Source organism: Photobacterium marinum, from assembly GCF_000331515.1.
GTDB classification, from domain to species: domain Bacteria; phylum Pseudomonadota; class Gammaproteobacteria; order Enterobacterales; family Vibrionaceae; genus Photobacterium; species Photobacterium marinum.
On sequence record NZ_AMZO01000012.1, the window covers coordinates 1 to 24,459 of the forward strand.

Consider the following 24,459-nt stretch of genomic DNA (forward strand, 5'->3'; position numbering starts at 1 on the left):
TGCGCTTTTTTGTTGAGTTACTTGAAGAATTCATAGATAAGTCTCCAAAGTGTCAACTTATCTCAGGACGGGACATTGAATTGAAATGAAAAAGCGAGAGTATTACTCTCGCTTTCTTACTTCAGATTAAGCCGATTCCTTTAGGGAATTGGCTTTATCTTGAATTTTGTACTTTTACAACAAAGCAGGGATTTGCATGCTTTGATGCAGAAGCTGATTTTATTTAGCCAGTGAGCGGCTCTTCAGTTCAAAGATCATTTTTTCTGCGCTGCACTCGAACTGAACACGAGCTGTTAGTTCCTGACTGTTGTCGTCAACAGGAGATAGTTCATGTTTGAAGTTTTCATTAACTTCTTTTGCCAGAGCAAGGTAGTTGTTCAGCTCTGCCAGTAGTGCGTCTTTACCGTTAGCAAAAACTTTTACTTCAGCTACTTCATCGCCTTCCTTGATGATAAAGCCCATTTCTGCTGATACGCCGCAAGCTTCACAAGTTTCGTATTGTAGATCTTCGTTTGACATGGCTATAACTCTATTTCCATTGATATTATGAGACTATTCTAAAACTTCGTGATGAAGATCGCTATTTATTAATGATGAAAAGTGAGTTTTATGCACTCACCTGAAAGTAAAAATGTACGTGAAGTTTTTATATTCCCGTGTGAGTGATTGATGGAGTTGAGGAAAGCGGATCAGACACAGAGCCCGAAGGCTCTGTGTGATAAAGGTAAGTAACGTAGTAGATTATTTGAGTTCAGGAAATACTTCGGATACCAGCTCTTTGGTTTGACGGAAAGGGTAGGCTTCAAGTTTGGCAAATCCACTCATCTGTCTTGCTTTCACTTTGGTATTTAACGGCGAGGTCATGCCACTCAAAAAGCGGGTAATTGCTGCTGTTGATGGCGGCGTCGGGCAGGCTGTGATAAATGGATCGCACCAGATTTTGAGTGTGTTGACTGTAATTTCCGGCAGAGGCTCTGAGTTCACGAGCTCTGCGACTTTGCCGCGGCAAACAGAGCAGTGTCCGCATTCGTGAGGTGCGTTCGCATCGGCAAAATAATCTGCCAGTGTATGGCTCAGGCACTGGCTGCTCTCAAAGAAACTCAGCATCCGTGTGATGCGCTCAATCTCGCTATTCTCTTTTTGTTGGAATAGATCGTAGAGGTATGAAGCCAGCTCCTGAATGTTAAAATTCGGATTAATGACTTTATAGACGTCCGTCATCTGTTTGCTTTCCAGCTCGATCCAACCTTTTTCATTGAAGTAATCGATAGCCGAGACAACACGCTTTCGCTCAGCCTGACAACCTTGCCAGAGTGCTTCGAAGTCAACTGTGTGCCAGGTGCGAGCTTTTGGTGAGCAGGCAAAGATTTGGCTGACGAACTGACGACGCTCGCCCTGGAAGTGCTCAATGATAGATTGTTGGTCCTGAATCATCTTGAAGCGGTAATCAGCAAAGTAGGTGTACTGTGGTTCGATGATTTGCTGCATTTCGAGATAGACCAATAAGGTTTTGAGGGGCAGCAGACGAATATTACTGTCGCGGGACAGACGTGACAGCATCACTTCCCATTGACCCGGACTCGCCTGGATTTGTGCCAGGATGAAGGCGATTGCATCAAGGTCCGGTGTGTCTCCATAAACAAAATTTTCAAGTACGTTTACACTGGATTTGTTTGCCAGCACCGTACAGTGTGAAAGCTGACCATCACGTCCGGCACGGCCTATTTCCTGGCTGTAGTTTTCAATTGATTTCGGCAGATCATAGTGAATAACCTGACGGATATCAGCTTTGTCGATCCCCATACCGAACGCGATGGTAGCAATGATGCAGTTGTGCTGACCGGCCATGAAAGCCTGTTGAATCTGCTGACGTTGTTCGCTGTCCATACCTGCATGGTAGGCCTGCGCCTTGTAGCCGTGTTGGTTTAGCCATTGCGCCAAATTCTCTGCTGTTTTTTGCAGAGTGACATAAACGATAGTTGGCTGTTGTGGGCTTTGCTCTAACTGAGAGAGCAATGCTTGCTGCTTATCGGCTTCAGCTGTCGGGGCGATGGTCAGATCCAGGTTTGAGCGATAAAAACCGGTGATGACGATGTTGTTTTGCTCGATGCCAAATTTATGGCTCATATCTTCGATAACCGCTGGTGTCGCAGTCGCGGTTAACAATAAAACCTGCGGGATGTTCAGCCACTGGCGATGGACAGGTAGTTTTAGGTAATCAGGCCGGAAGTTATGTCCCCATTCGGAAATACAGTGCGCTTCATCTACGACCAGCAGAGAAATCGGTACTTGCGAGATGAACTGACGGAATCGCTCGTTATTGAGGCGTTCGACTGAAATCATCAGAACTTTGATTTCACCGTTTCTGACGCCTTGCATTACTTGCTGGCTTTCATCCCAGCTTAAGGTGGAATCAATTGATGCAGCAGGGATATTTTTACTGCGAAGGAAATCAAGCTGATCTTTCATTAGTGCCAGTAGCGGAGAAATCACTAATGTCAGGTGAGGAAGTTGTACCGCTGGTAACTGGTAACAAAGCGATTTACCTGAGCCTGTCGGGAAGATAGCCGCGGATGATTCACCATTTAGGATACGGGTGATCACGGCTTCCTGGCCCGGGCGAAGGGCATCAAAACCAAAGGTGTTTTTCAGAGTTTGCTGGTACATGAATCAAAAGCACTGTAATGAGAAGTCATGCGGAGATAATAACTCACCTGATGCTTCAAATGCATACAACGACATTATTTGATGCCTTTTTATTGTTAATAATCAGGCAAAATTCGATCAACCTTTCAATGAGTCGGCAAGAGGCGCACTACTTAATCTGAGATTTGAGTGCCGCTTTGATTTTCTCAGCATCGTCTTCAGATAACAGATATTGCCGGGTATATTGTTCCAGTTGCTCGTATTCAGCAGTGAGTAAGTAGTTCTCTAGGAGTTTGCTTTGAACTTTTTTGGCTATATCTGGATGCTGACTTTCCAGTACGCGGATTTTTTCTTCACTGCTTGTCAGCCACCCTTGCCAGATTTTTTCGACACTTTCCGCCACTGCGTTAGGAATTTGCTCTTCTTCCGCCCATAATTTCAGCTCTGAGAGCACACTGTTACAGCTGATCATTCGTGCCAGTGCCATTTCATACTCTTGCTCGACTAATCGATGAGGTTGTTTATAAATGAAGGTGTGAATTTTGTGCAGCAGAGAACTCATTTCTCGAGGAAGAAGAGAAAATCCTGGTCTGGTGTATTCGTGTCGAATTGCTTCCATTTGTTCATCCAACGAGTTTTTTAGCTCTTCATAGACAGTGGCACTGATCAGGCCTTGATCAAAGAGCTGATATAAATAACCAATTTCAACACTGGAGCAACGCAGCATCAGCCTGTTCCACAGTCCTATGGGGCCAACTTCGGCACTGAACCAGTGATGAAGCTGTTTTTCTTGCTGCTTAATCAATGGTTCGATTCGATCAGACAGCGTTTTCGGTGCTTGTCTTGTCGATAGTTCGGTACGGAGCAAAGGCTCGAGGGCCTGACGTCCTTGTCGAAGGGCTGATAAGGTGATTTCAGCGGTTGCAATATTGTCGTTGATATCCTGCTCACGAAGGCATAGATGCGATGTCAGCGGCTTAATCAGTAGGCCTTGAATCAGGGTTGAGAAGAACACGACATTGATGGCAATGGAGAGCAAGGTTTCGTCGCCGAGCAATGTCACCAGCCCCATAGCCAGAGCCATGGTTACTGCGCCGCGCATACCACCGACAAAAACCAGATGCTGGTATTCGATGGGGATGGCTTTATCTTGTCGTTGTATTCGGCCCACCTGCGGTAGCAGCAGGTAAGCGATCAGGGCACGGGAAACCCAGAGAATGATCAGGACAACAAGTGAAATTCCGGCGTTTTCCCAGATTAGGCTGAGATCCATCCATAGCCCTACGATAAGGAAAACGCTGGCTGTGGCAATAAATGAAAGATAAGACCAAAAGTGGTTCAGATACTGCTGAGAGTTACGTGATATTGGTAGCGGGACATTCATTGCCAGGGTCAACCCTGCTGTGGTGGTTGCAACGATGCCGCTGGCATTGAGTATCTCTTCTGCAAACAGATAGCTGCCAAAGGCAAGTAAAAGGCTGAGGCTGATTTCCAGAAAAGGGTCATCCGGCATTTTTTTCCATAGCCTCAGTAATATGCGGGCTAAAATCCATCCGCTGGCGATACCGCCGATAAGGGTCAGCAAAAAAAGATGACAGCCATACAGCAGGGCTGAGCCAAGGGTTCCGCCAATCGTAAATACAGCTACCAGAATTTTAGTTAGTGTGATCGCTGTTGCATCATTGAACAGGCTTTCCCCTTCGATCAACATGATCAAATCTTTCGGGGCGCCAAGTTGGCGAAAAGCGGATATGACGGCACTGGGATCGGTGGCGCTGAGAATAGCACCCAACAGGAGTGCCAGTGATACATCTAGCGGAGTCAATAGGGCAACAAGCAAGGCTACGATAAAGGTTGATATTAGAACACCCGGTAATGCTAGTACGAAGATAGGCAGTCGGTTGGCATTAAGTTTACTGATGTCCATGTTATACGCAGTTTCGAACACCAGAGTTGGCAGCAGGACCATCAGAATAATGTCATGGGCAAATTCTTTGGTTGTCAGGGCTCCAAGCGGCAAGGGTACCAGTTCTTGCGTCGAATGAAGCAGTAACCCGGTAAGGATTAGTAAAATCGGGTGCGGAACCTGAGTTGCTTTAGCGATTGGCCGGGTGATGACAGCCGCAAGCAAGAAAATAAAAAAAGCGATTAACACAGACAGGCTGGAAGTACTCATTTTGAATATCCCTTCAAAATTCGAACGTTTATACCAATCAGCATAAATATATGAGCGTTCTTGCTGGTTAAAATCACCTATTACAGCGTCATAATTTTTGTAATTAGCGCCACTAGTAACTGCAAATTCTTCCTTGTTCTAGGTGATTTTACTGGCGCAATAATTGCGCACTTACTTATCCTGATTGGTATTATTTATCCAGATGTTCTGTTTTATTAAACGCCTTTTTGCCGGGAAAGACAAACATGGTGCCTATGTTGGTTCAGCGAGTATATATTGGCGCTGTTTTATATTGCTGAGGTTTTGATATGAAGAGGACAGGCGTTAAAAGATGGCAACTGTGAGTTACAGTTGCCGTGGATCAACAGCTGAAAAATAAGTAATGGCTTACTTTTCTTCGAAGCGGGCTGCAAGCTGGTGGAAGTCATCAACTCGTTTTTTCAGTGTTGAGCTGCTTTGCTCAACCTGAGCGACTTCCTGTAAGTTTTGCTGTGAAGCTTCCGCGATGGCATGGATATGCTGGTTGGTCTGCTCAGACAGTTGTTCCTGCTGCGAGGCAGACGTTGATACTTCACTGATCAGTTCGTTGATTGACTGCATATTGGATTCAACCTGCTGTAGGCACTCAGCACCTTTTTCGGCGATATCAACACATTCATTGGTTTTATCTCGGTTACTTTCAATCAATGCCTGCCACTCATCAATAGTGGTAACCATTTGCGAAATGCTTGATTGAATTTGTTCAGTGGCATTTTGTGTTCTTGATGACAATGCCCGGACTTCATCAGCAACCACGGCAAAACCGCGTCCGTTTTCTCCCGCGCGTGCTGCTTCAATCGCCGCATTCAGCGCCAACAGGTTTGTCTGCTCAGCAATACCTCTGATTTCATTCATTACGGTACTGACTTTATTAGCCTCAGAACTGAGCTGTCGGGTTGCCTCTGTGGCCTGTTCTGCCTGAGATGACAGGTCATGAAGACTGTGCTGAGTTGAATCAAGTTGAATTCGTGTTTGCCTGCAATGATCACGGGTTTCATTCAGTAATGAATTACTCTGAACGGTATGTGACGCGACAGAACGTGCTGAATCAGAAATATCTTCCATCGCATCGGCAACATGCTGGATGTTTCGGTTTTGGACAGAAATAGCCTTATTTACTTTAGTAGCAGAGTCACTTAGCTGATCGGCCAGATCATGTAGCGGAGCTGCTGAATCAGTCATTCGTCCAAGTACGGTACGGATACGGGCTGATGCCATTTTAAGGTGGTAATCCGCAACAGAAAAGCGATCACTGCCCGAAAAAATCAGGCGGCTGATGCTGTCATAGCGCTGACGTAATTCTTTCAGGCGAATCGGGGTGTCAAACAGCTCCTGACGGAAAAGCAGGCCAATAACGGCGACAGGGGTTAAAGACAAGGCGGCTTGCATATTGAACCCGCCATCAAGCAGGTTGCTTATGGCAGGAAGGGCGCAAGCTGTTGCCAAAGCAGTATATTTCAGGCTGTCGGGAAGGGCAAAGGCTGCGCGTCGCCCGCGTTTTTCAGCTTTAAGCAGTTGCTGGTATGCCGTGGTCGCTATTTTCACCCAGTGAGCTTTGGGTTTTACCCGAACTGATTGGTAGCCGGTGATCTTGCCGTTTTCATAGATAGGCGTCACATAAGCATCTACCCAGTAATAATCACCACTTTTGGCTTTGTTTTTCACAATGCCGCGCCATGCTTTTCCTTCACGCAACCGTGCCCATAAGTCGGCAAATGCGGCTTTAGGCATGTCCTGGTGTCGGATGATATTGTGATTCTGACCCAAAAGTTCGTTTTCACAATAGCCTGCAACACGGCAGAACGATGGATTGCAGTAAGTGATGACACCTTTTAGATCGGTAGTAGATACAAGCTGTTCGCCTTCAGGAAAAACAATTTCCTTTTGATTACAAAGAGTATTGCTTCGTGACATTTTAAATGAGCCTGACTTTTCGCTGGCCTTATTTTTAGGCACCTTATTATAAATCGGGCTAATGAAAACATATTATGATGCAAAGTGGCAATATATTAATAATGCTTTGCTGGATAATGTCGAATATTACAAATTTATGACTATAAAATATCTTTGATGTGACTTGTGTGACTCAAGTTGACTATGGCTGCGAGCAAGATCGTATAACAGCATAAAAAGGTAGTTACATCGATCATCAGCACGTGTTGTCGGTCACAATTCTTATTAATCATCTTCAATTAAGATTGCATTCTCATAAAGAAACCTAAGCTGCTTGTGGTGTTATTGACCCATTATAAGCAGCAACTGTTGCAATAAGTGAAATGACTCGATTTTAAGTAATTAAATCATGTGTTTGTATGGCTTTCTGTTGGATGCAGCACGCATTTGTCGCTATGGTGAGCGCCTTATATGCAAAAGTGTTCATTGGTTCGGGAAGTTAATATGTTGTGGTTTAAGAATCTGACATTCCGGTGGAAGTTTTTTTTTCCGGTTGCACTTGTGATTATTCTCTTTTCAGCATTATTTACGGTGATATCCGTAGTGTCACATGAGCAGGCAAATGCAGGGAAGCTACTGACAGACGAAGTTCTGCCTGTAGAGGAAGAACTGGATGACGGTTATCGCGATATGTATCAGATGATAGCTGCCGGACAGGGGGTTATTCTGGCAGAAGATAACCCGGAACGTATTCGTTATTTTCAGGAAGAATTTTATGATGACCTTCCTAAAGCGTTGCCGCGTTTATTGTCACCGAATCGCCTGATCGAAATAGGCTTTTTGAGGGAAAGTAACCGCGAGCGGTTAGTAAAACTGAAAATGGCATTTAATCGCTGGGCTGCTCATTACCGCGCCATGATTGATGAGCCGGAACTGGCGCAGTTTTACTACGACGAAAACCAGAAAGTTATTGAAGCTGAATTTGATGTATTGCGCGGTCATGTGAAAGATTTCCGGAAAGAAATTCAGACCTCGCAGAACACTCTAAAAGCCAGTATCGACAATCAACTGGCAACAGCGACTCGTATTCTCCAGGTTGGTTTGCTTGCGACAATTATCATCTCATTGTTATTGTCATGGATTGTTTCAGGCCTAGTTATTGCGCCTGTTAAGCGCCTGTCTGTTGCAATGAATGATATTGCCAGTGGGGAAGGTGATTTGACTCAGCGAGTCAAAGTAGAAAGTAGTGACGAGGTTGGCCAGTTAGCTGGTTCGTTTAACGAGTTTGTTTCCCGTATCCATCACACGATAACGGAAGTTGCTGCGACCTTGAAATCAGTACAGGGTGAGACCAGTCAGATTCATGTACAGACAGAAGGCGTTGTACATGGCGCGGTTAAACAACGTGAAGAAAGTACACATGTTGCGACTGCTGTTCACGAGATGAGTGCCACCATTGATGATGTCAGCTCACATGCCAATGAAGCAGCAGAAGCGAGTCAGAGTGCCAGCAAGGAGTCTGAAACGGCAAAAGATGTGTTGGGAAGCACTGTTGCATCGATTTATCAGTTGGCTGATGAAATTGAATCGGCTAATGGTGTTATCAGTAATCTTGAGCATGATGTTGGCAACATCGCCTCAATTTTGGATGTGATCCGTGGTATCGCAGATCAGACGAACTTACTGGCGTTGAATGCGGCGATTGAAGCGGCCCGAGCCGGTGAGCAGGGAAGAGGTTTTGCCGTGGTTGCCGACGAAGTAAGGACTCTGGCAAGTAAGACTCAGGCGAGTACCGGTGAAATTCAGGTAATGATTGAAAGATTGCAGCAAGGGGCTCATGCCGCGGTTGTGGCTATGGAAAGTAGTCGTAACCGGGGTAATGAGACGGTTGAGCAGGCTCAGTCTGCAACAGACTCATTGGATGTCATTACCAATTCCATTAATGTCATTAATGACATGAACGTTCAGATTGCAGCAGCATCGACTCAACAGAGTCAGGTGAGTGACGGGATCAGCAGTAATGTTCAGACCATTGCTGATATGAGCGAAGATATGGTCGGTCGTGTCCAAAATACAGAAAAAGCCTTTGATGAACTGGCAAGGCAATGCCAGCAACTTGAGCGGTTACTTGGTCAGTTCCGAATTTAGCTCTAATTTCGAATTCTAATCTATTTCTAATATCACCCTTATAAGAACATCCGCATTGCGAATGTTCTTTTTTTAGTAATTAATATTTCATTTGTATGAATATTCAATGGGTTGATGTAATCTGGTGCATTATGAATGGTGTTTATTTAAGGAGTGTATAGTGCCATACGATACGTTAATTACAGTGGGAGCTTTTCTCTTCGTCGCGATTGTATTTATTGCTGCCGGCGTAAAAACTGTCCCGCAGGGAAACGAATGGACAGTTGAACGATTTGGCCGCTATACCAAGACGTTACGTCCTGGCTTGAACCTAATTGTTCCCTTTATTGATTCTATTGGTAACAAAATCAATATGATGGAGCGAGTGCTGGATATTCCGGCTCAGGAAGTCATTTCCCGTGATAACGCAAACGTGACCATTGATGCGGTGTGTTTTGTGCAAGTTATTGATGCGGCAAAAGCGGCTTATGAAGTCAACGATCTGGAACACGCGATCCGTAATCTGACGCTGACCAATATCCGTACTGTGCTTGGCTCAATGGAGCTGGATGAAATGTTGTCTCAGCGTGACCGAATCAACGGCCAGTTGCTGACGATTGTCGATGAGGCGACTAATCCATGGGGTATTAAAGTTACCCGTATCGAAATCCGCGATGTACAGCCACCAGAAGATTTGACTGCGGCGATGAATGCACAGATGAAGGCTGAGCGTAATAAGCGTGCTGAAATTCTGGAAGCTGAAGGTATTCGTCAGGCTGAGATCCTGCGAGCAGAGGGTCACAAGCAATCAGAAATCTTGCGCGCTGAAGGTGAAAAGCAGGCTGCTATTCTTCAGGCTGAAGCCCGTGAACGTGCTGCTGAAGCAGAAGCGCGAGCAACAGCAATGGTATCTGAGGCCATCGCAAAAGGTGACCTGCAGGCTGTAAACTACTTCGTGGCACAGGGATATACTGATGCGCTGAAATCGATTGGTCAGTCTGAGAATGGTAAAGTGATTATGCTGCCGCTTGAAGCAACCGGCCTGATGGGGTCTGTTGCAGGTATAGCTGAATTGTTGAATCAGCCAAAGACAGCCGGCACGGTAAAAAAAGGATCTGAAGAATGATTGAACTGCTTGAGCAGATGAACTTCTGGCACTGGCTTGCGCTGGGCCTTGTGTTACTGCTTTTGGAGTTGGTGGGAGCTGCGGGTTACCTACTGTGGTTAGGTGTTTCTGCCTTACTTGTCGGATTGTTGATGACCATGATACCGATGAGCTGGTCACTGCAATGGCTGACCTTTGCAGTCTTTTCGCTGTTTTCTACCTGGCTTTGGTGGCGTTATCAGCATCGTAAAGATCGTGCAGACGATCAGGCCAGTACGCTGAATAAACGTAACGAGCAAATGGTTGGCCAGACTTGTCGACTGGATGCCCCTTTCCCGCCAGGGCAGGGACGAATCCGAATGGGGGACACCTCCTGGCTGGCAAAAGCTGATGAGCCGATCGATGCCGGAACATTAGTTGAAGTGATTCGGGTTGAAGGTATTGTTCTGGTGATTCAGCCGAAGAAATAGCCGGAAAACTTTCTGCTTACGCTGATTTACTGATGAAAAAGAAAGAGTGAAGTCTTGTGGCTTCACTCTTTTTTATTCAAGTTGCACTCTGTGCTGTCGTCATTTTGCTTTATCTGGTGAGTGGTTAAAAACCTTGCTCAAGCAAAAAGAGAGTGCGCTGAGGTATTGAACGAGCTGGTGGTTAAGCCACAAATAACCGAATTGGTTGATGTTCTGTTCAGAAAAATCGGTTGGAACATGCTGTGCCTCTGGTGGAGATAGGGTAAGGTTCAACTCAATATCTTGAGTCAGAACTTGTTTCACTTCACCTGTGTCAACTTCAAGACTTAGTTGGTTAATGGTTTCAAAAAGTGTTTCATTAGCAGCAAGTAACTCCAGTCCAGTCGTGTTCTGATGAAGCTTTGTCACTGTCTCCCAGCGGCTGTTTATCAGGTTCTCAAGAATACTTAATACTCGTCTTTCAGAAATAACAATATCCGCAATCTCTTGTTTATCACCATGCCATTCCTTTTGTACGTGAACCATTAAACTTCTCTGTTTGGCTAAATTCACACTGAGCAATTTCATATTGTATTCCATATGCTCGTCGTCGCTGGCAAGTTCCTGGCTGTGCAGTAAATAGTAATCACTGCTAAGTTGTAGAAATTCGCTCACCAGCATTTGAAAGTGCACTATGGCGCGGGAAGGGAAGAATAAACGGCCACAGGCATAGTTGATCACTGTGCCAAGTATCACATTCAGCGTACGCCATTCAGCCACCTCTAGGTCACCGGGGCCGGTACCGGCGACTAACACTAGAGTTATGCCAACTAAAATAGCGGCATAAGAATGGCGGCCATGGGCAAAGTACATTGCTACGGCGATGAAAATTAACAGGATTACATCATGAAACACTGACAGATTCATTGGCAGCAGGTAGAGCGTAAAACCTAATGATGCGCCAACCAGCGTTCCGAGCAGACGCTGGTTGGCTTTAGTCAGCACTGAGCCGAGATACGATACTGGGCCCATAACAACAATGATTGTAATAAGCGCCCAGCTGCCGTGAGGGATAGAGAAAAGGTGGAGGATTAGAAGGGCGATAGCACAGGCAATGACGATCCGAGCCAGATGAAAAATGGCTTGATGACGTATGATGAAACGATCAGAGAAAAACATAATCTTGCTTAAGGGATTGAGTCGTAATATAGCTTTTGGCTTTCTAGGAATACTGGTTTGTTTTCAGCTGTGTTCTGCTGCTCACAACACGGTATTTGTCCGGAGGGAGCTGCTCGCATTGATAATTGCGGATAAAAACAGAAAAGGTTTAACCTGGTGCTGAATGAATGAAAGTGTCGGTGTGAGGCGTTAGATTTTGGATATCTTCATCACTAAAGCTGACTCGATTGAATAAATTCGATATGACTTTATGGAATTTAGCACGTGTGGGAGCAGGAACGTCTGGGGGAAAATCTTTCATGCTGTGTAATCCGTCCTGATAAATCCTTGAGGCTTATAAAATGGCATGACTTTGACAGAATTAACAGTAATTTCGTGATGTAGGTCTGAAAGTTTATTTTTCAGGGTTGATCTAAGGTGCTTTTTTTTATGTCCCACTATTTGAAAGTTATCTGTGTCGAGCGTATTGAGAAGGTTTACTTTCTTAACGCCAAAATCAAATCAGAGCCTGAGAATGTTGAGTCGCGATATTTTTCTGGGGCTTTATTTTTATGTGATGTAGCCCCAAAGTCTTTCAGTGGCGGACTTTGGGGCATGAAGTGAAGGTAGAAGGGGCACAACTTAAAAGTTGTTACCACCAAGACTGAAGTAAACTGAACATATCATTAACTTAAGATAGGTGATAAGTAAGATAGTTTTTCTTTTGCATACCATGGTCTCATGTGGTTTGAGTCTCTGTAAAAGAAGTTATTACCATCTCGAGTCGGGCAAACTCCGTCCTTACATAAATAATTTAATGGGTTGATAACGTTAACGTCATTCAGTTCCTTAAGCTCACTTAAAGCATGATTATGTAATGAATAACTCTCTACAACCTTGTTTAGAGGGACATAAGGCTTCAAATTATGCCTTGCTGTTTTAACTGGTGAAAATTCATCACCTTGGGGTTCACCGAGAATCAAAAATACTTCTTTAGATCTACTTTTTATGTCTTTTAGGAATTCATCGTATTCACGGATTCGTTTTTCAACTTGTTCCTCTCTAACCGACTTGTTTTTAGAAATGAAACAATCGAAGCAATAAAAGCTGGTGACAACTTTGTCGAAGTTAACCTTATCCATCAATGACATATAGTCTTTAATGTTTGAACAATCGCCATCTTCTTCTTTTTGAGAGTTCATTGATGGTGTAACAAAGCACCCGCCCATGGTTAAATAATAAACATTATATTTATTGTTTAACGCAGAAACATATGGGTATGTTTGTTCAATATGACTAGCGCCAATAAATAATATATTTTTGTCGGTTTGTTCATGATTTTGAATGCGTCTTATTTTAAGACCATTAACATCTAAGTTTGCGTCAGGATATGCCCAATCCTCTTTAGCTTTCTTTATTGAAGAGTAGAGTGATTGCTGGGATTCATTATATCTAATGTCTACACCATCAAAATGGTGTACTAATCCACCGAGTAAGAGAACCGTTACTGCTCCACGGAAATATTTATCTTTGATGAAGATATGCTTGACCAATCCCGACTGTTTGTTTTCAATAAACTTAAAGCTAATACATCCAAGTATGATCGATGCCGCGATGCCAATAATGAAAAAGTTATCCATTTTGTTCCACTCGCCAAATACAACCAGAGGCCAGTGCCATAGATAAATAGAGTATGACCATTTACCCATCGCCTGGAAAATAGGGTTGTTTGTTACTAGACTGTTTTGTCGGTTGGCAACGATGACTAGGTATGTCCCTATGACTGGCAGTAGTGCAAAGTGTCCCGGCCAAGGTGTATCACTAGAGATGAATGCATACGAGATGAAAATCAGCGCTAAACCTGATAGTTCAAGAAGTTTTTTTTGACTCTCTTTGAAAGACCATGGATAGAGGTAAGCAATTCCGCCGAACAACATCTCCCATGCACGAGATGCTAATAGATAGTAAGCAGAATCTGGTTGATATATTGTGGCGAAAACACTATATGAAAAACCGATTAGTGTTGTTGCTATTATTAGTTTTTTGATTGTTTCTATAGAGAAAAATCGCTTTAACGCTAACAATAAAATTGGGTACACAATGTAAAATTGCCACTCAACAGATAAAGACCAGGTATGTAACAGCCATTTTTCGTGAGAAGTAGCGTCAAAGTATCCGTTTTTACTGCTGTAAATGATATTAGATACAAAGATTATTGCGTTTACGACTTCATTACCTAACGCACGGTAATCTATTGGAATGAGATTAAACCAACCAAAGATGAGCAATGCCAGGCACATTGCAACTAGCGCAGGAATTATTCTGTTGGCTCGTGCTAAGTAAAACTTGGGTAAGCTAAAAGAATTGTTTTCCAGCCCTCGGAAAATAATCCCCGTCATCAAGAAACCTGATATAACGAAGAATACATCAACACCGGCAAAGCCACCCGGAACCCAGCTTGGGTTAAAGTGAAAGAGTACTACGGCAATTACTGCAATGGCCCTGAGGCCATTTATGTCATAACGAAAGTTCAAAATATCCTACCATACCCATACAGCGTAAAACAAAGCGCGAGCGATAGTATCAAGGCTCGGCTATGCAAGGCAATTGGATTGTCGAGAACTCTCATTTTACCGTTTAGGAGATTGTTTGTTTTGTATGTAAGCTGTTACTTTTTGTGTAGTATCGCGCAGTAAGGAAAGAACACTGGTATATCAACGTATAGCATAGGCTCAGTCGCTCTTCTGATATATCCAGATTTATTACCAATATCATGAGATACTGGATTGAAACCACAAAAAGGCTTTTCTCATAGGGTAGCACTTAATAAGAGTAAGAGCCTAACCCCAAGCTTCACTACTCTCCACTGTATCAACTCAAGGTAGCCTACCAATCTGATTCGTCCCGGCACCTTTCGAGCAAAGTGCTGCAAATAAGTAAAACGCTATTGAGCAAAGCAGAATGGATTGGATACCGAAGTGTAGGGCAAGTCCAGCCGCGACAATGGAAGTGAGAACCGAGGCGCATCCGTTCATCGCCCAGGCATAAGCCCGCTGTAAAGGGGTTGTAAGCAGACAACGCATTCCCAGAGCGAACGGCACCCCCATTAAAACCCCTGGCGGAAAAAGTATAAGCAGGGCAAATAAATAACGAAGAAGCTCGGGTAATATCAGAAGGTAATCAAGTAGCCGGTCAATAAAGACAATAATACCAAGGAGCGCTAGGAGGAGAGCCGTAAGAGAATACATAACTGCATTCTTCCTCATTTTCTGAGACCACCACCCGCCGATCCCGGAAGAGAGCAGAATACCTGCTAGGACAAAAGTAAAGCTGAATACCGGACTGGAAAAGATCAGGATATAGGCCTTGATAAAATAGATTTCTACGAACATGAATCCCGCTCCGATGGAGAAGAAGTAAAACTTCTGTGCTAAAGGAACGGATTCTTTTCTTCTTCTGGCTAGCAATTTGGGAAGTAATAACAGCAAGGTAGCGACAACCAATGCCTCTAAAAAAACGACAGCAATGACGACCTCTCCGGAAAGAAGCATTGAATAAGGCCTGCTTCCCAAGCTCAGGTACAAGTCGTCTAATCTATCCCATTTGATAAAGCGGCCTGGAAATGGCCTGTCGTCATCTTGTGGTGCTATATCCAGAAGGTAATCATCAAAAAATTGTTTATCCCTTTTTTTGCTGTAATGCTGGATTAGCTTCTCGATGGCAAGGTAATGATGGGGGTGTTCGAATATATTGAAGCGATTTGCATGAGAAGACTGCATATCCCGGATATAAACAATGTCGAAATTCAGCTTTTTAGCAAAGTTCATCGCAACTTCTGTATTTTCAATAGGATTTTTCCTGACGAGCAGCGTGAAAATCCCCCAGTTTCTAAATAGAACAAGGTGGTGTTGTGGATTTTCTATGCCGTGCTCCTGTAGAGCCAGAAGTGCCGTGGAAAAAAGACGGATCGAGTCGGAAGGAGGAAGAAGCAGCTTGCGTGAAATGATAATGATCCCTTTTTCAGAAAGGTGGTTCAGGTACTCTCCGAAGGCTTCCGTGGTAAAAAGGTACTCTTGACCCAGAGCCGTTGAGCCGGGCAGGGATGTACCCCAGTTTTCAAGATGGATGATGTCGTATTTTCTTTGTGATTGCTTGAGAAATATCCGAGGATTTTCAGACGTCGTGTGCAAATTATAATGTTTTCCTATGGCCTGAGATATGATGGGATTTTCATGAATAACGGTGATTTCCGGGATATCGGCAGCAAGTGCTGCAGGAATGCTGGTTCCTCCTTCTCTAAGGATAAGAAGGGCACTTTGCGGATAAGAGACAATATCGTAGCCTATCGTCGGTAAAGTGAATTTCGCAAAGTCGAACGACCTTAAATTGCCTTCAGTTCCATAGAGAACCAGTTGTTCGTCTCCGTCTCTGAAAATGGATTTTTGCACAGGAAGGTTGCCACTAAATTTAAGACTGAGGCCCGGTGCATAACGGATATAGGGGCTGGTTACTGTCTCTATTTTACCGGTTATGCTGCTGTGCGATTCTGTGACAGTTGAATAGGGAAATTGCTGAAGCTGGCTTAGTGATTTATATGGTGAAGGGGTGACAGCCAGCTGAGCACCGCCCCATGGGGTGAATAGCAAAGTTGCAGCAAGCAGGATAGAACAAACACTTATTAGGGGAATAATAAGGTTCCGGACAGGAAAATGGGAACCGATGTTGTCTTTATTCTTTATATAAACGGCTGCAGTGATATAACAAAGAGGGGCGATTGCAACGGTTACGACGAGTTTTCCCTCCCCGATAAAAGGCAGTAATAGGGAGGGAAGGATGGTTCCCAGAGCAGAACCGGTCATATTGGAAAAGTAGATTATTCCTGTGCTTTCCGGCTGTTCGACATAAGCAGTCAGAACAACCAAACCAGCGAGGAAAAATGGTAATGCGAGAAGCGCATAGGAGAGAAAAAGATAGAATGCCTGAATCGACTCCAGTGCCAGCCTGAAGTAATCAATGGGGAGTTTGGTGAGAATAATAAAAGAAGTAAGTGTTGAGCAGCTGTAGAGAAGAACTAAAACCGTTGTTGCTTTCTCTGTAGCTAATTGTTTGACCCAGCCACTTTTCCTTGAATCGAGAATACTAAGTACGGTGCCGCTTGCAGCAAAGCCGAATAGCGCGATGCTGATCACCATAAAAGAGAGGTGATTCCATTGACTGATTGAGAAGATCCTGGCGAGAAGTATCTCGAAGGCAAGAGACGAGAGGGATACCAGAAAAACTGCAGGGAGAGTCATTGTTATTCACCGGAAGTCTGCATTGCGTGTCCGGTCATGGGAACAAAGAGAACCCCGGCGATTTGCCAAACCTTATAGTCATCACCTTTTTTGGTGACGAGAACAAGATTCTGATAGCTGAAGGGGTTTCCCAGAGGAAGAACCAGCAGCCCTCCATCTTTTAGCTGCGCTAAAAGGGGCGGAGGGATATGGTCAACAGCGGCGGTGAGCATTATGGCATCATAGGGCGCACCCTTATTCCAACCAAAGTAGCCGTCACCACATCGTACCTCAACATTGGTATAACTCAGAGAGTCCAGCAGTTTGCGGGCCTTAATGCAGAGCTTTTCCTTGATCTCGATGCTAACCACCTCCTTAGCTAGCTCGGAAAGTACTGCTGCCTGGTATCCAGAGCCGGTTCCTATCTCGAGTACTTTTTCACTGCCAGAGAGTTCAAGCAGCTCCGTCATCAGGGCAACGATATAGGGTTGTGATATGGTCTGTCCTTCGCCGATCGGCAGGGGGGAATCCGTATAGGCTTTGAAAGCCAGTATTTCCGGGACAAAAAGGTGTCGTGGAAGCTTTTTCATAGCCATTAGCACTCGCTTGTCTACAATGCCACGCTTGCTTAGCTGGCTTTGGACCATATGCTCACGGGCGCTGACATATTTTTCAGAATCATTCACGGCTAATGCTGCAAGATGCTGGCTTCCGAAGATGATAAAGGCAATAAATAGAAACAAGAGTCGACCCATAGCGCATTCCCTACAGGATTTAGATATGACTAAATCACTATAGAGTATAGGAAGATTAAGTGTCTGACCTATCCATCTGTATGCCTTCTTCCAGCAAAGCCTTAATGAGGATGCGAACGGCATTAGGCTGATACTTTCTGGCTTTATATACCAGGTAAGACTGGCGATCGCTGCGGTGATAGTCTGGTAGTAACTGTACTAAATTGTTTGCTTCACTGGCATGTCTGAGCGGCAGTGAAGCGACACCAAGGCCTCTGCTGACAGCATCAACAACGGCCCTGATGTCGTTGACAACCAGTCGAGGTTTAATTTGATGCTCTTCAACTAATTGTCCGTCACGGAAGAAGGCAAAATTGCTTTTCCGCTCTACGGTTACCCAGTCAAGTGCTGCGAGGTCTGATGGGGCAGAAATCTCACCGCATTGCCGGATATATTCTTTACTTGCGAAAAAGCCATGCTTGGCGGTGAAGATTGGCCTGGCAATCATGTCATCCATATCTTCAATATCGAAGGTTATTAATAAATCCCTGTCTGTTTCAGGTTTTGCCTGCTCGTTGTTCAGAAGCAAATCAAGTTGCACCTTCGGATAGGTCTTGAGGAATTTTTCGATCGTTGATGCGATAAAAGAACGATAGAAACTGTGCGGAACAGACAATCGCACTCGACCGGCAACTTGATTCGTTTGTTCGGTGAAGCTCTCAATACCGGATTCAATCAGTTCCATGCCGCTGTTTAGGTTTTCGAAAGCAAGTATCCCGACCTCTGTTGGGGCCAACTCTCGCCCTTTCTTTTCCAGCAGCCTGACATTTAGCCGGGTTTCCAAGGCGGCCAGGCGCCGAGACACTGTAGATTGCGGTAGATTTAGATGCTTTGATGCTCGTTGCAGCGAGCCTTGTTCCACGACTTTGCAGAACAAAAATAGGTCATCAATATTTCCAAATATGGAATCCACGGTTCAACTTTCACCTATTTTTACTATTTATGGTTAGGTTTATACTTTTTTCATAAATTTTCAATAGGAGAGTATGCATTATGAGTAAAAAGCAATTCTGGATTTCGACACTTCTGTCATCGTTAACAATGGCCACCATGATGTCTGGGTTGATTTCCGGCGTAAAAATGGGATTCAGCGCCGAATGGCCTCCAGTGTGGGGCCAAAGCTTCTTAATGGCGTGGCCATTTGCACTGTTTCTTAACCTGACCGTGTTGCCTCAAATCCGCAATTTTGCAGCTTGGTTGTGTCGGCCAAAAGAGACTGTTGCAGTGGTGGAAAGTGAATAGCGAGAGAAATAACAGATATTAAGTTAGCGTAAACAATTAGAGTTCAAGTAGAACTCTTAATTATAAATATAATAAAACCCCAATCAGCAAAAGAAACAACAGAGTAGTTAAAGTTTGAAGCTTATACTGAAAATACCTGCCGCGGAAATTATCAATGTTCGTTTAGAACCTTTATAAAGTAAAGGGGTAATCTTAAATTTCATGAAAACAGAGAGCTTAATATTAGCACTACAAATATCTTCATATACATAAAGTAGCCATAGGTGGTACCGTTAATATATGGAGTGGTTTGATTATGATTGTGTGATAATTCAAGCTCGAAGCCTGTTTCTTGGGGGGCTACAATGGCGAATTTTACTTCTGTTAGTGATGAATGCTTATTACAGATTAGTCTTAGTATTCTCTCTACACACCATCAGTTATTAAGCCAAGTGGATACGACTTTTTGATAACAAAAATTTATGATAATGAGAATAAACTATAATTTTAAAGATATGGTTGTTTAACGTATATTTGTCACTGAAGCAGTGGTTAAGTTTTACACTGGAGTGTTTAGTTAGCGTTTGATTGTGTAATTAGCTGAAATTATTGCAGATGATTCAGAGGGGGGATAATGCACGCAGACGTTTTTGACACAGGTTTGGATAAACTCTCTATCGATCGTTTTTTTCTGGAGACTACATTGGTGTAGAGTAGTTTTAAATCAAAAAGCAGGAAAACCCAGAGAACAGTTTTGAATACTGAAAGTAGCTGTATTCCACTTTAGTGTTCAGAATCAAATGGAGAGAATTGATTCTTGAACAGTTACAGCTGGCGGGGACAATATGTAAAAGTACCAAGTTATTACTACCCGGGTGAAAAGGGTTGTATGTAGGTTATTAGTTAATTCAATTAACTAACGATAGAAGAATGGTAACTAATAAAAGCTAATAATTCAATGGAAACTTTGACTTGACCAAATTTAAGTAAGGCTCAAGGAAGGTATTGATTTGTCAAAAAGGAATTTTATGAAAAATATTTTTGAGTTTATCGAACAGCTTGAAAGTGGGAAACATCATTTCAATATTTGGGTATACTCGAATAAAGGTCATTATTGTCAGTTTGATATACCAACGAATAAACCTCGCACTTCCCCACTGAAAGAAGCAGTTGAAAATCATTTACAAGTTTTAGTCGAAATACATAATGATGAAATTGATAATGCTTTTCTTTTATTACCTGAAGTACATATGGTGTTACCAGTTGCATTCCATGATGAGCAAATACTATTGTCAACTCGACCATTAGCAGTTTAATCTGCTATTGGGATGTGGGCGATAAATAATCCCTAGCTCGGTTATTTCTGAATAAATGCGCAGTAAATAGTTTTACTGACAAGTTTTTCTGTTGGTGTGCTCTAAACAATCACTGTAGGTTTTAGTAACCACGGCTACGGTTACTAGAACCTAATGTGTTTTTATTGAAAGTTTCGGCTGGCCTCACATATTGAATAATCTTTATATCCCATTATTTTTAGTCATAATTTAAAAGCTATTTGGGATTATATGTAGAAGATTTATACCGCTATGCGGGTAAGTTATTGATTGTAGCCGTAAAAAAACCATCAAAACAAGGTGGGTCCTTCCGGTCTTCTTTGTGCATTTCCGGCTTAATGCCTTCTTTCCCATAAAAATCAGACAACGAACTATTTTCATGGCTCGATATATACTTTAGTATATATCGAAATTGAGTTAACTGACTTTAGAGGAAACTATGAATAAGCGCTTGTTAGCATGTCTGTTTACGGCCACTTGTGTTCTTGGTGCGTCCGGCTCGGCCTTCGCGGCAGAGAAGGTAACGGTTTTTGCTGCGGCATCACTGACCAATGCCTTGAACGAAGTGTCGGCAGTCTATGAAGAAAAAACAGGAGTTAAATCAACGCTTTCATTTGCTTCCTCATCGACGCTGGCTCGTCAGATTGCACAAGGGGCACCAGCTGACATCTATTTTTCTGCCAATGAGAAATGGATGGATTATGTCGAGAAACAGCAAGCCATTGAGCCGCCGACTCGTAAGAGCCTGCTGAAAAACCACTTGGTAATGATTGCGCCGAATGCGTATCCTGCGGACAAAATAGAAGTGACTGCGTCATGGGATTTGGCTAAAGCACTGGATGGTACTCGTTTGGCAACCGGCGATCCTAAACATGTTCCGGCGGGTATTTATGCGAAAGAGTCTTTGCAGTCTATTGGATTATGGGAGAAAGCCTCTCCACTGCTTGCTCGTGCAAATAGTGTTCGTTCGGCTCTTCTTCTGGTAGAAAAGCAGGAAGCGCAGCTTGGGATCGTGTATAAAACGGATGCCCTGATTTCCGAGAAGGTAAAAGTAGTGGCTGAATTGCCGGATAAAAGCCATGCCGCGATCACTTATCCCGTGGCTATCGTAAAAGATAAGTCAGGTGAGCAGGTAAAAGCATACTACGACTTCCTGCAATCTGATCAGGCACGCGAGATTTTTGAGAAATACGGTTTTGGAGTTAACTAAGCGTGTTAACCGAATACGAGCTGCAGGCACTGCAACTTAGTTTGAAAGTTTCCGGAGTGGCAGTGCTGGTCAGCCTGCCACTTGGCATTTTATGTGCGTGGTTACTGGCGCGATGCCAGTTTTACGGAAAGGCTATTTTGGACGGTATTGTCCATCTGCCGTTGGTGTTACCACCGGTTGTGATTGGTTACCTTTTACTTGCGATGATGGGACGACAGGGGGTAATTGGTAAGCTGCTGTACGACTGGTTCGGTCTTACTTTCAGTTTTAGTTGGCGAGGGGCGGTGATCGCTGTGGCGGTTGTCTCGTTTCCGCTTATGGTTCGCTCTATTCGCTTAGCGCTGGAAAGTGTGGATATTAAACTGGAGCAGGCAGCGCGGACATTAGGCGCAAGCCCGCTTAAAGTTTTCTTTACTATTACCTTACCATTGACACTACCGGGTATTCTGACCGGTGCGATTCTGGCTTTCGCTCGTGCTTTGGGCGAGTTTGGTGCCACCATAACTTTCGTTTCAAACATCCCAGGTGAAACACAAACAATCCCGCTGGCTATGTTCTCCTTTATTGAAACGCCTGGCGCTGAAACCGAGGCTGCTCGTTTGTGTGTCATTGCCATTATTATTGCGCTGGCATCGTTGCTGGTGTCTGAACTCTTTGCCCGAATTGCACGTAAACGGTTGGAAACTCAATGTTAGCGATTAATGTTCAAAAGCAGCTGGGTGATTTGCAGCTCGACGTCCAACTGGATCTGCCTATGCAGGGGATTACAGCGATCTTTGGTCGTTCCGGTACCGGCAAAACATCCCTTATTAATGTGTTGAGTGGCCTGAGTAAGCCTGACAGCGGTTCGATTAAGCTTGGCGAGCATGTATTGTTTAGCAGTGAGAATCGAGTCGATTTACCGCCGGAAAAACGCCGGATTGGTTATGTGTTTCAGGATGCACGCTTGTTTCCTCATTACACCGTTGCGGGGAACCTGACTTATGGCTGTAGTAATAAAGATGAGGCGCACTTCAATGACGTTGTTCGTCTGCTGGGAATTGAAGCGCTTTTGAAGCGTTATCCGTCCTCGCTTTCTGGTGGAGAAAAGCAGCGCGTTGCGATTGGGCGAGCATTGCTGACAAAGCCAGATATGTTGTTAATGGATGAACCTCTGGCATCGCTGGACCTACCAAGAAAGCAAGAATTGATGCCATATCTGGAAAAGCTGGCGAAGGAAGTCAACACGCCTATCGTTTATGTTACTCACAGCCTGGATGAGATTCTACGTTTAGCCGACCATATGGTGATGCTCAATGAGGGCAAGGTGGTTATCTCCGGCCACGTTAATAGTGTATGGGGTTCTCCCGAGATGCGCCCATGGCTGCCATCTCGCGAACAAAGTTCGTTGATCACGGCGCGAGTTAACCATTCTCATCCCCAATATGCACTGACGCAGGTAATGCTTAACCATAAGGCTTGCTTGTGGGTAAGCCAGCTAAGCCGCGCACGCGGCGAGTGGGTGAGGGTACGTATTCACTCAAATGACGTTTCAATCACCAAGTCGAAACCACACCACACCAGCATTCGAAACATTCTTGAAGCTCGTGTTGATAAGATCCTGCCTGTCGATGAAGACGAGAAAGTAGCCGTTCGCCTTCGTGTGGGGGAAGCCAACATATGGGCGAACATCACGCTTTGGGCGGCAGATGAGCTTGAACTTAATGTGGGTGATGAGGTTTTTGCTCAGATTAAAGGTGTGAGTGTTACTCAGGAAGATCTCGCATAGAGCAAATGTTACAGATTTGCGAGCAAAACTAACCGTGCGAGATAAAAAATAACAAAAAATAAATGTACCTTTTTGCTTTTACCACAAATAAATATCAGCAAAATATTATTTAAATGATTTTATTTGTGGTTTCTTTTCTTATAAATAACCTTGTTTTTACCAACTAAATTAAATTAAGGAAATTACGTTGGCATAAATTATGCCGATGAATTACACCTTTTTATACATAACTGCCCACTTTTCTATGAGAAGTCTCAATATTGATATTGAGGTTATTATCCTATTGAAATAGAAGATTAACTATTTTTGTTTTGTGATCTTGAACAACATCATATTTTGTCAATTGTCTGTCAGGATGTTTAAAAAGTAACCGTTGCATATTGAAGTGTTCAGCTGCCAGTCAGTATATTGTCCCCACGTTGAAGCTGATAGGAATATCAGTTTTTGAATAAGTCTGAGTTTTCTCAATATACTTTTTTGCTGTTAATTGCCGACAGAAGTTTATTTTGAAATCTTTAGTTCAATAAAACATATTCTGGATGTAGCCATGCGAAAACTATCACTACTTTTAATCTCTATGTTTGTTGTTACTGGCTGTGGTGCTGGTGGCGGTTCTGAAGGCAGCTCTTCTTCCAATACCGCTTCTACAGGTACAAATGTTGTTAACTCTGGTGACACAAATATTGGTGGCGACACTAATACAGGTGGTAGTACAGATAGCTCTTTCGGTGACACTGGTAGTTATGTGCCGTCTAACCCAACACCTGAACCAACACCGACTCCAGAACCGGCACCTGAGCCAAATGGTGACTTTGCAGACCAAATGTTGGCAGCAGTTAATGCGGCACGAGCTCAGGCGCGAAGCTGTGGTGGTGAGATGATGCCGGCTGTACCAGCTCTGACCTGGGATTATGCACTGGAGCAAGCTGCGTTTGTTCACTCAAGTAACATGGCAAACTATAACTTCTTCAGTCACACAGGACTGGATGGAACACAACCAGCCGACCGTGTGACAGCACAAGGTTATGACTGGCGTGCTGTGGGTGAAAATATTGCAGCAGGGCAGAAAGATATTGATGCGGTTATGACGGCTTGGCTGAACAGCCCTGGTCACTGTAAGAACATCATGAGTGCTAACTATACTCAAATTGGTGTGGCATCAGTACTAGGTTCATCAGGTTCACAGTACAGCATTTACTGGACTCAGAACTTTGCCCGTCCACGCTAACTTATATCCAATCAGCAGTTGGTAAGGGAATATCAACT

Annotated in this window: 18 protein-coding genes; 9 read left to right on the top strand and 9 right to left on the bottom strand. The window is 43.9% G+C overall.

Annotation, left to right across the window (positions count from 1 at the left end; all coding sequences use genetic code 11):
• Positions 1 to 219: 219 nt before the first annotated feature.
• From C942_RS09120 to C942_RS09135, 4 genes are all read right to left on the bottom strand, one after another.
• Positions 220 to 519 carry a DUF406 family protein gene (locus C942_RS09120; protein ID WP_036799422.1) on the bottom strand — a complete coding sequence of 100 codons (300 nt, stop codon included), beginning with the start codon at positions 517 to 519 and terminating at the stop codon, positions 220 to 222.
• Between the two features lie 222 nt (positions 520 to 741).
• Entirely contained in the window at positions 742 to 2,667 is a 1,926-nt protein-coding gene (locus C942_RS09125) for a RecQ family ATP-dependent DNA helicase (protein WP_007464934.1), read from the bottom strand.
• 148 nt (positions 2,668 to 2,815) lie between these two features.
• Complete coding sequence (locus C942_RS09130; protein WP_007464937.1) at positions 2,816 to 4,822, bottom strand: cation:proton antiporter; 2,007 nt, start codon at positions 4,820 to 4,822, stop codon at positions 2,816 to 2,818.
• A gap of 387 nt (positions 4,823 to 5,209) precedes the next feature.
• Positions 5,210 to 6,775, bottom strand: a complete 1,566-nt coding sequence (locus tag C942_RS09135; protein WP_007464939.1) for a methyl-accepting chemotaxis protein — start codon at positions 6,773 to 6,775, stop codon at positions 5,210 to 5,212.
• Between the two features lie 582 nt (positions 6,776 to 7,357).
• Here C942_RS09135 and C942_RS09140 point away from each other — a divergent pair.
• The 3 genes from C942_RS09140 to C942_RS09150 all read left to right on the top strand — a co-directional run bounded on the left by C942_RS09140 (position 7,358) and on the right by C942_RS09150 (position 10,456).
• Positions 7,358 to 8,902, top strand: coding sequence for a methyl-accepting chemotaxis protein (locus C942_RS09140; RefSeq protein ID WP_007464941.1), 1,545 nt, complete (start codon positions 7,358 to 7,360; stop codon positions 8,900 to 8,902).
• Positions 8,903 to 9,062: 160 nt separating this feature from the next.
• Complete coding sequence (locus C942_RS09145; RefSeq protein ID WP_007464942.1) at positions 9,063 to 10,007, top strand: SPFH domain-containing protein; 945 nt, start codon at positions 9,063 to 9,065, stop codon at positions 10,005 to 10,007.
• Positions 10,004 to 10,456, top strand: coding sequence for an NfeD family protein (locus tag C942_RS09150; RefSeq protein ID WP_007464944.1), 453 nt, complete (start codon positions 10,004 to 10,006; stop codon positions 10,454 to 10,456). Before C942_RS09145 ends, C942_RS09150 begins: the two co-directional genes overlap by 4 nt.
• Before the next feature lie 99 nt (positions 10,457 to 10,555).
• Here C942_RS09150 and C942_RS09155 read toward each other — a convergent pair whose 3' ends face one another.
• The 5 genes from C942_RS09155 to C942_RS09175 form a co-directional block, all read right to left on the bottom strand.
• A complete protein-coding gene (locus tag C942_RS09155; RefSeq protein WP_007464945.1) occupies positions 10,556 to 11,614 on the bottom strand; it encodes an FUSC family protein in 1,059 nt (352 codons plus the stop codon).
• 665 nt (positions 11,615 to 12,279) lie between these two features.
• Positions 12,280 to 14,127 (bottom strand): acyltransferase family protein, encoded by a 1,848-nt coding sequence (locus tag C942_RS09160; protein ID WP_007464949.1) that lies wholly within the window; start codon positions 14,125 to 14,127, stop codon positions 12,280 to 12,282.
• A 342-nt stretch (positions 14,128 to 14,469) separates the two neighbouring features.
• Complete coding sequence (locus tag C942_RS09165; RefSeq protein ID WP_007464950.1) at positions 14,470 to 16,887, bottom strand: spermidine synthase family protein; 2,418 nt, start codon at positions 16,885 to 16,887, stop codon at positions 14,470 to 14,472.
• Between the two features lie 2 nt (positions 16,888 to 16,889).
• Positions 16,890 to 17,621, bottom strand: a complete 732-nt coding sequence (locus tag C942_RS09170; protein ID WP_007464952.1) for a protein-L-isoaspartate(D-aspartate) O-methyltransferase — start codon at positions 17,619 to 17,621, stop codon at positions 16,890 to 16,892.
• A gap of 55 nt (positions 17,622 to 17,676) precedes the next feature.
• Positions 17,677 to 18,573 carry a LysR family transcriptional regulator gene (locus tag C942_RS09175; protein WP_036799428.1) on the bottom strand — a complete coding sequence of 299 codons (897 nt, stop codon included), beginning with the start codon at positions 18,571 to 18,573 and terminating at the stop codon, positions 17,677 to 17,679.
• Positions 18,574 to 18,653: 80 nt separating this feature from the next.
• Between C942_RS09175 and C942_RS09180 the strand changes: the two genes are divergently transcribed.
• From C942_RS09180 to C942_RS09205, 6 genes are all read left to right on the top strand, one after another.
• A complete protein-coding gene (locus C942_RS09180) occupies positions 18,654 to 18,902 on the top strand; it encodes a DUF2798 domain-containing protein (protein WP_007464956.1) in 249 nt (82 codons plus the stop codon).
• Between the two features lie 1,007 nt (positions 18,903 to 19,909).
• Complete coding sequence (locus tag C942_RS09185; RefSeq protein ID WP_036799430.1) at positions 19,910 to 20,197, top strand: hypothetical protein; 288 nt, start codon at positions 19,910 to 19,912, stop codon at positions 20,195 to 20,197.
• Between the two features lie 457 nt (positions 20,198 to 20,654).
• Complete coding sequence (gene modA / locus C942_RS09190) at positions 20,655 to 21,425, top strand: molybdate ABC transporter substrate-binding protein (protein WP_007464958.1); 771 nt, start codon at positions 20,655 to 20,657, stop codon at positions 21,423 to 21,425.
• A gap of 2 nt (positions 21,426 to 21,427) precedes the next feature.
• Positions 21,428 to 22,120, top strand: coding sequence for a molybdate ABC transporter permease subunit (gene modB, locus C942_RS09195; protein WP_007464960.1), 693 nt, complete (start codon positions 21,428 to 21,430; stop codon positions 22,118 to 22,120).
• A complete protein-coding gene (gene modC / locus C942_RS09200; protein ID WP_007464963.1) occupies positions 22,114 to 23,193 on the top strand; it encodes a molybdenum ABC transporter ATP-binding protein ModC in 1,080 nt (359 codons plus the stop codon). The genes modB and modC overlap by 7 nt, the downstream gene beginning before the upstream one ends.
• A 547-nt stretch (positions 23,194 to 23,740) precedes the next feature.
• A complete protein-coding gene (locus C942_RS09205; RefSeq protein WP_007464965.1) occupies positions 23,741 to 24,421 on the top strand; it encodes a CAP domain-containing protein in 681 nt (226 codons plus the stop codon).
• Positions 24,422 to 24,459: the final 38 nt, after the last annotated feature.

Excerpts from the sequence above, each read along its gene's own strand:
- C942_RS09120 (WP_036799422.1), bottom strand. The coding sequence starts at position 519 with ATGTCAAACGAAGATCTACAATACGAAACTTGTGAAGCTTGCGGCGTA.
- C942_RS09180 (WP_007464956.1), top strand. The coding sequence starts at position 18,654 with ATGAGTAAAAAGCAATTCTGGATTTCGACACTTCTGTCATCGTTAACA.
- C942_RS09165 (WP_007464950.1), bottom strand. The coding sequence starts at position 16,887 with ATGACTCTCCCTGCAGTTTTTCTGGTATCCCTCTCGTCTCTTGCCTTC.
- modC (WP_007464963.1), top strand. The coding sequence starts at position 22,114 with ATGTTAGCGATTAATGTTCAAAAGCAGCTGGGTGATTTGCAGCTCGAC.
- C942_RS09130 (WP_007464937.1), bottom strand. The coding sequence starts at position 4,822 with ATGAGTACTTCCAGCCTGTCTGTGTTAATCGCTTTTTTTATTTTCTTG.
- C942_RS09205 (WP_007464965.1), top strand. The coding sequence starts at position 23,741 with ATGCGAAAACTATCACTACTTTTAATCTCTATGTTTGTTGTTACTGGC.
- C942_RS09125 (WP_007464934.1), bottom strand. The coding sequence starts at position 2,667 with ATGTACCAGCAAACTCTGAAAAACACCTTTGGTTTTGATGCCCTTCGC.
- C942_RS09150 (WP_007464944.1), top strand. The coding sequence starts at position 10,004 with ATGATTGAACTGCTTGAGCAGATGAACTTCTGGCACTGGCTTGCGCTG.
- C942_RS09185 (WP_036799430.1), top strand. The coding sequence starts at position 19,910 with ATGAAAAATATTTTTGAGTTTATCGAACAGCTTGAAAGTGGGAAACAT.
- C942_RS09135 (WP_007464939.1), bottom strand. The coding sequence starts at position 6,775 with ATGTCACGAAGCAATACTCTTTGTAATCAAAAGGAAATTGTTTTTCCT.
- C942_RS09170 (WP_007464952.1), bottom strand. The coding sequence starts at position 17,621 with ATGGGTCGACTCTTGTTTCTATTTATTGCCTTTATCATCTTCGGAAGC.
- C942_RS09155 (WP_007464945.1), bottom strand. The coding sequence starts at position 11,614 with ATGTTTTTCTCTGATCGTTTCATCATACGTCATCAAGCCATTTTTCAT.
- modA (WP_007464958.1), top strand. The coding sequence starts at position 20,655 with ATGAATAAGCGCTTGTTAGCATGTCTGTTTACGGCCACTTGTGTTCTT.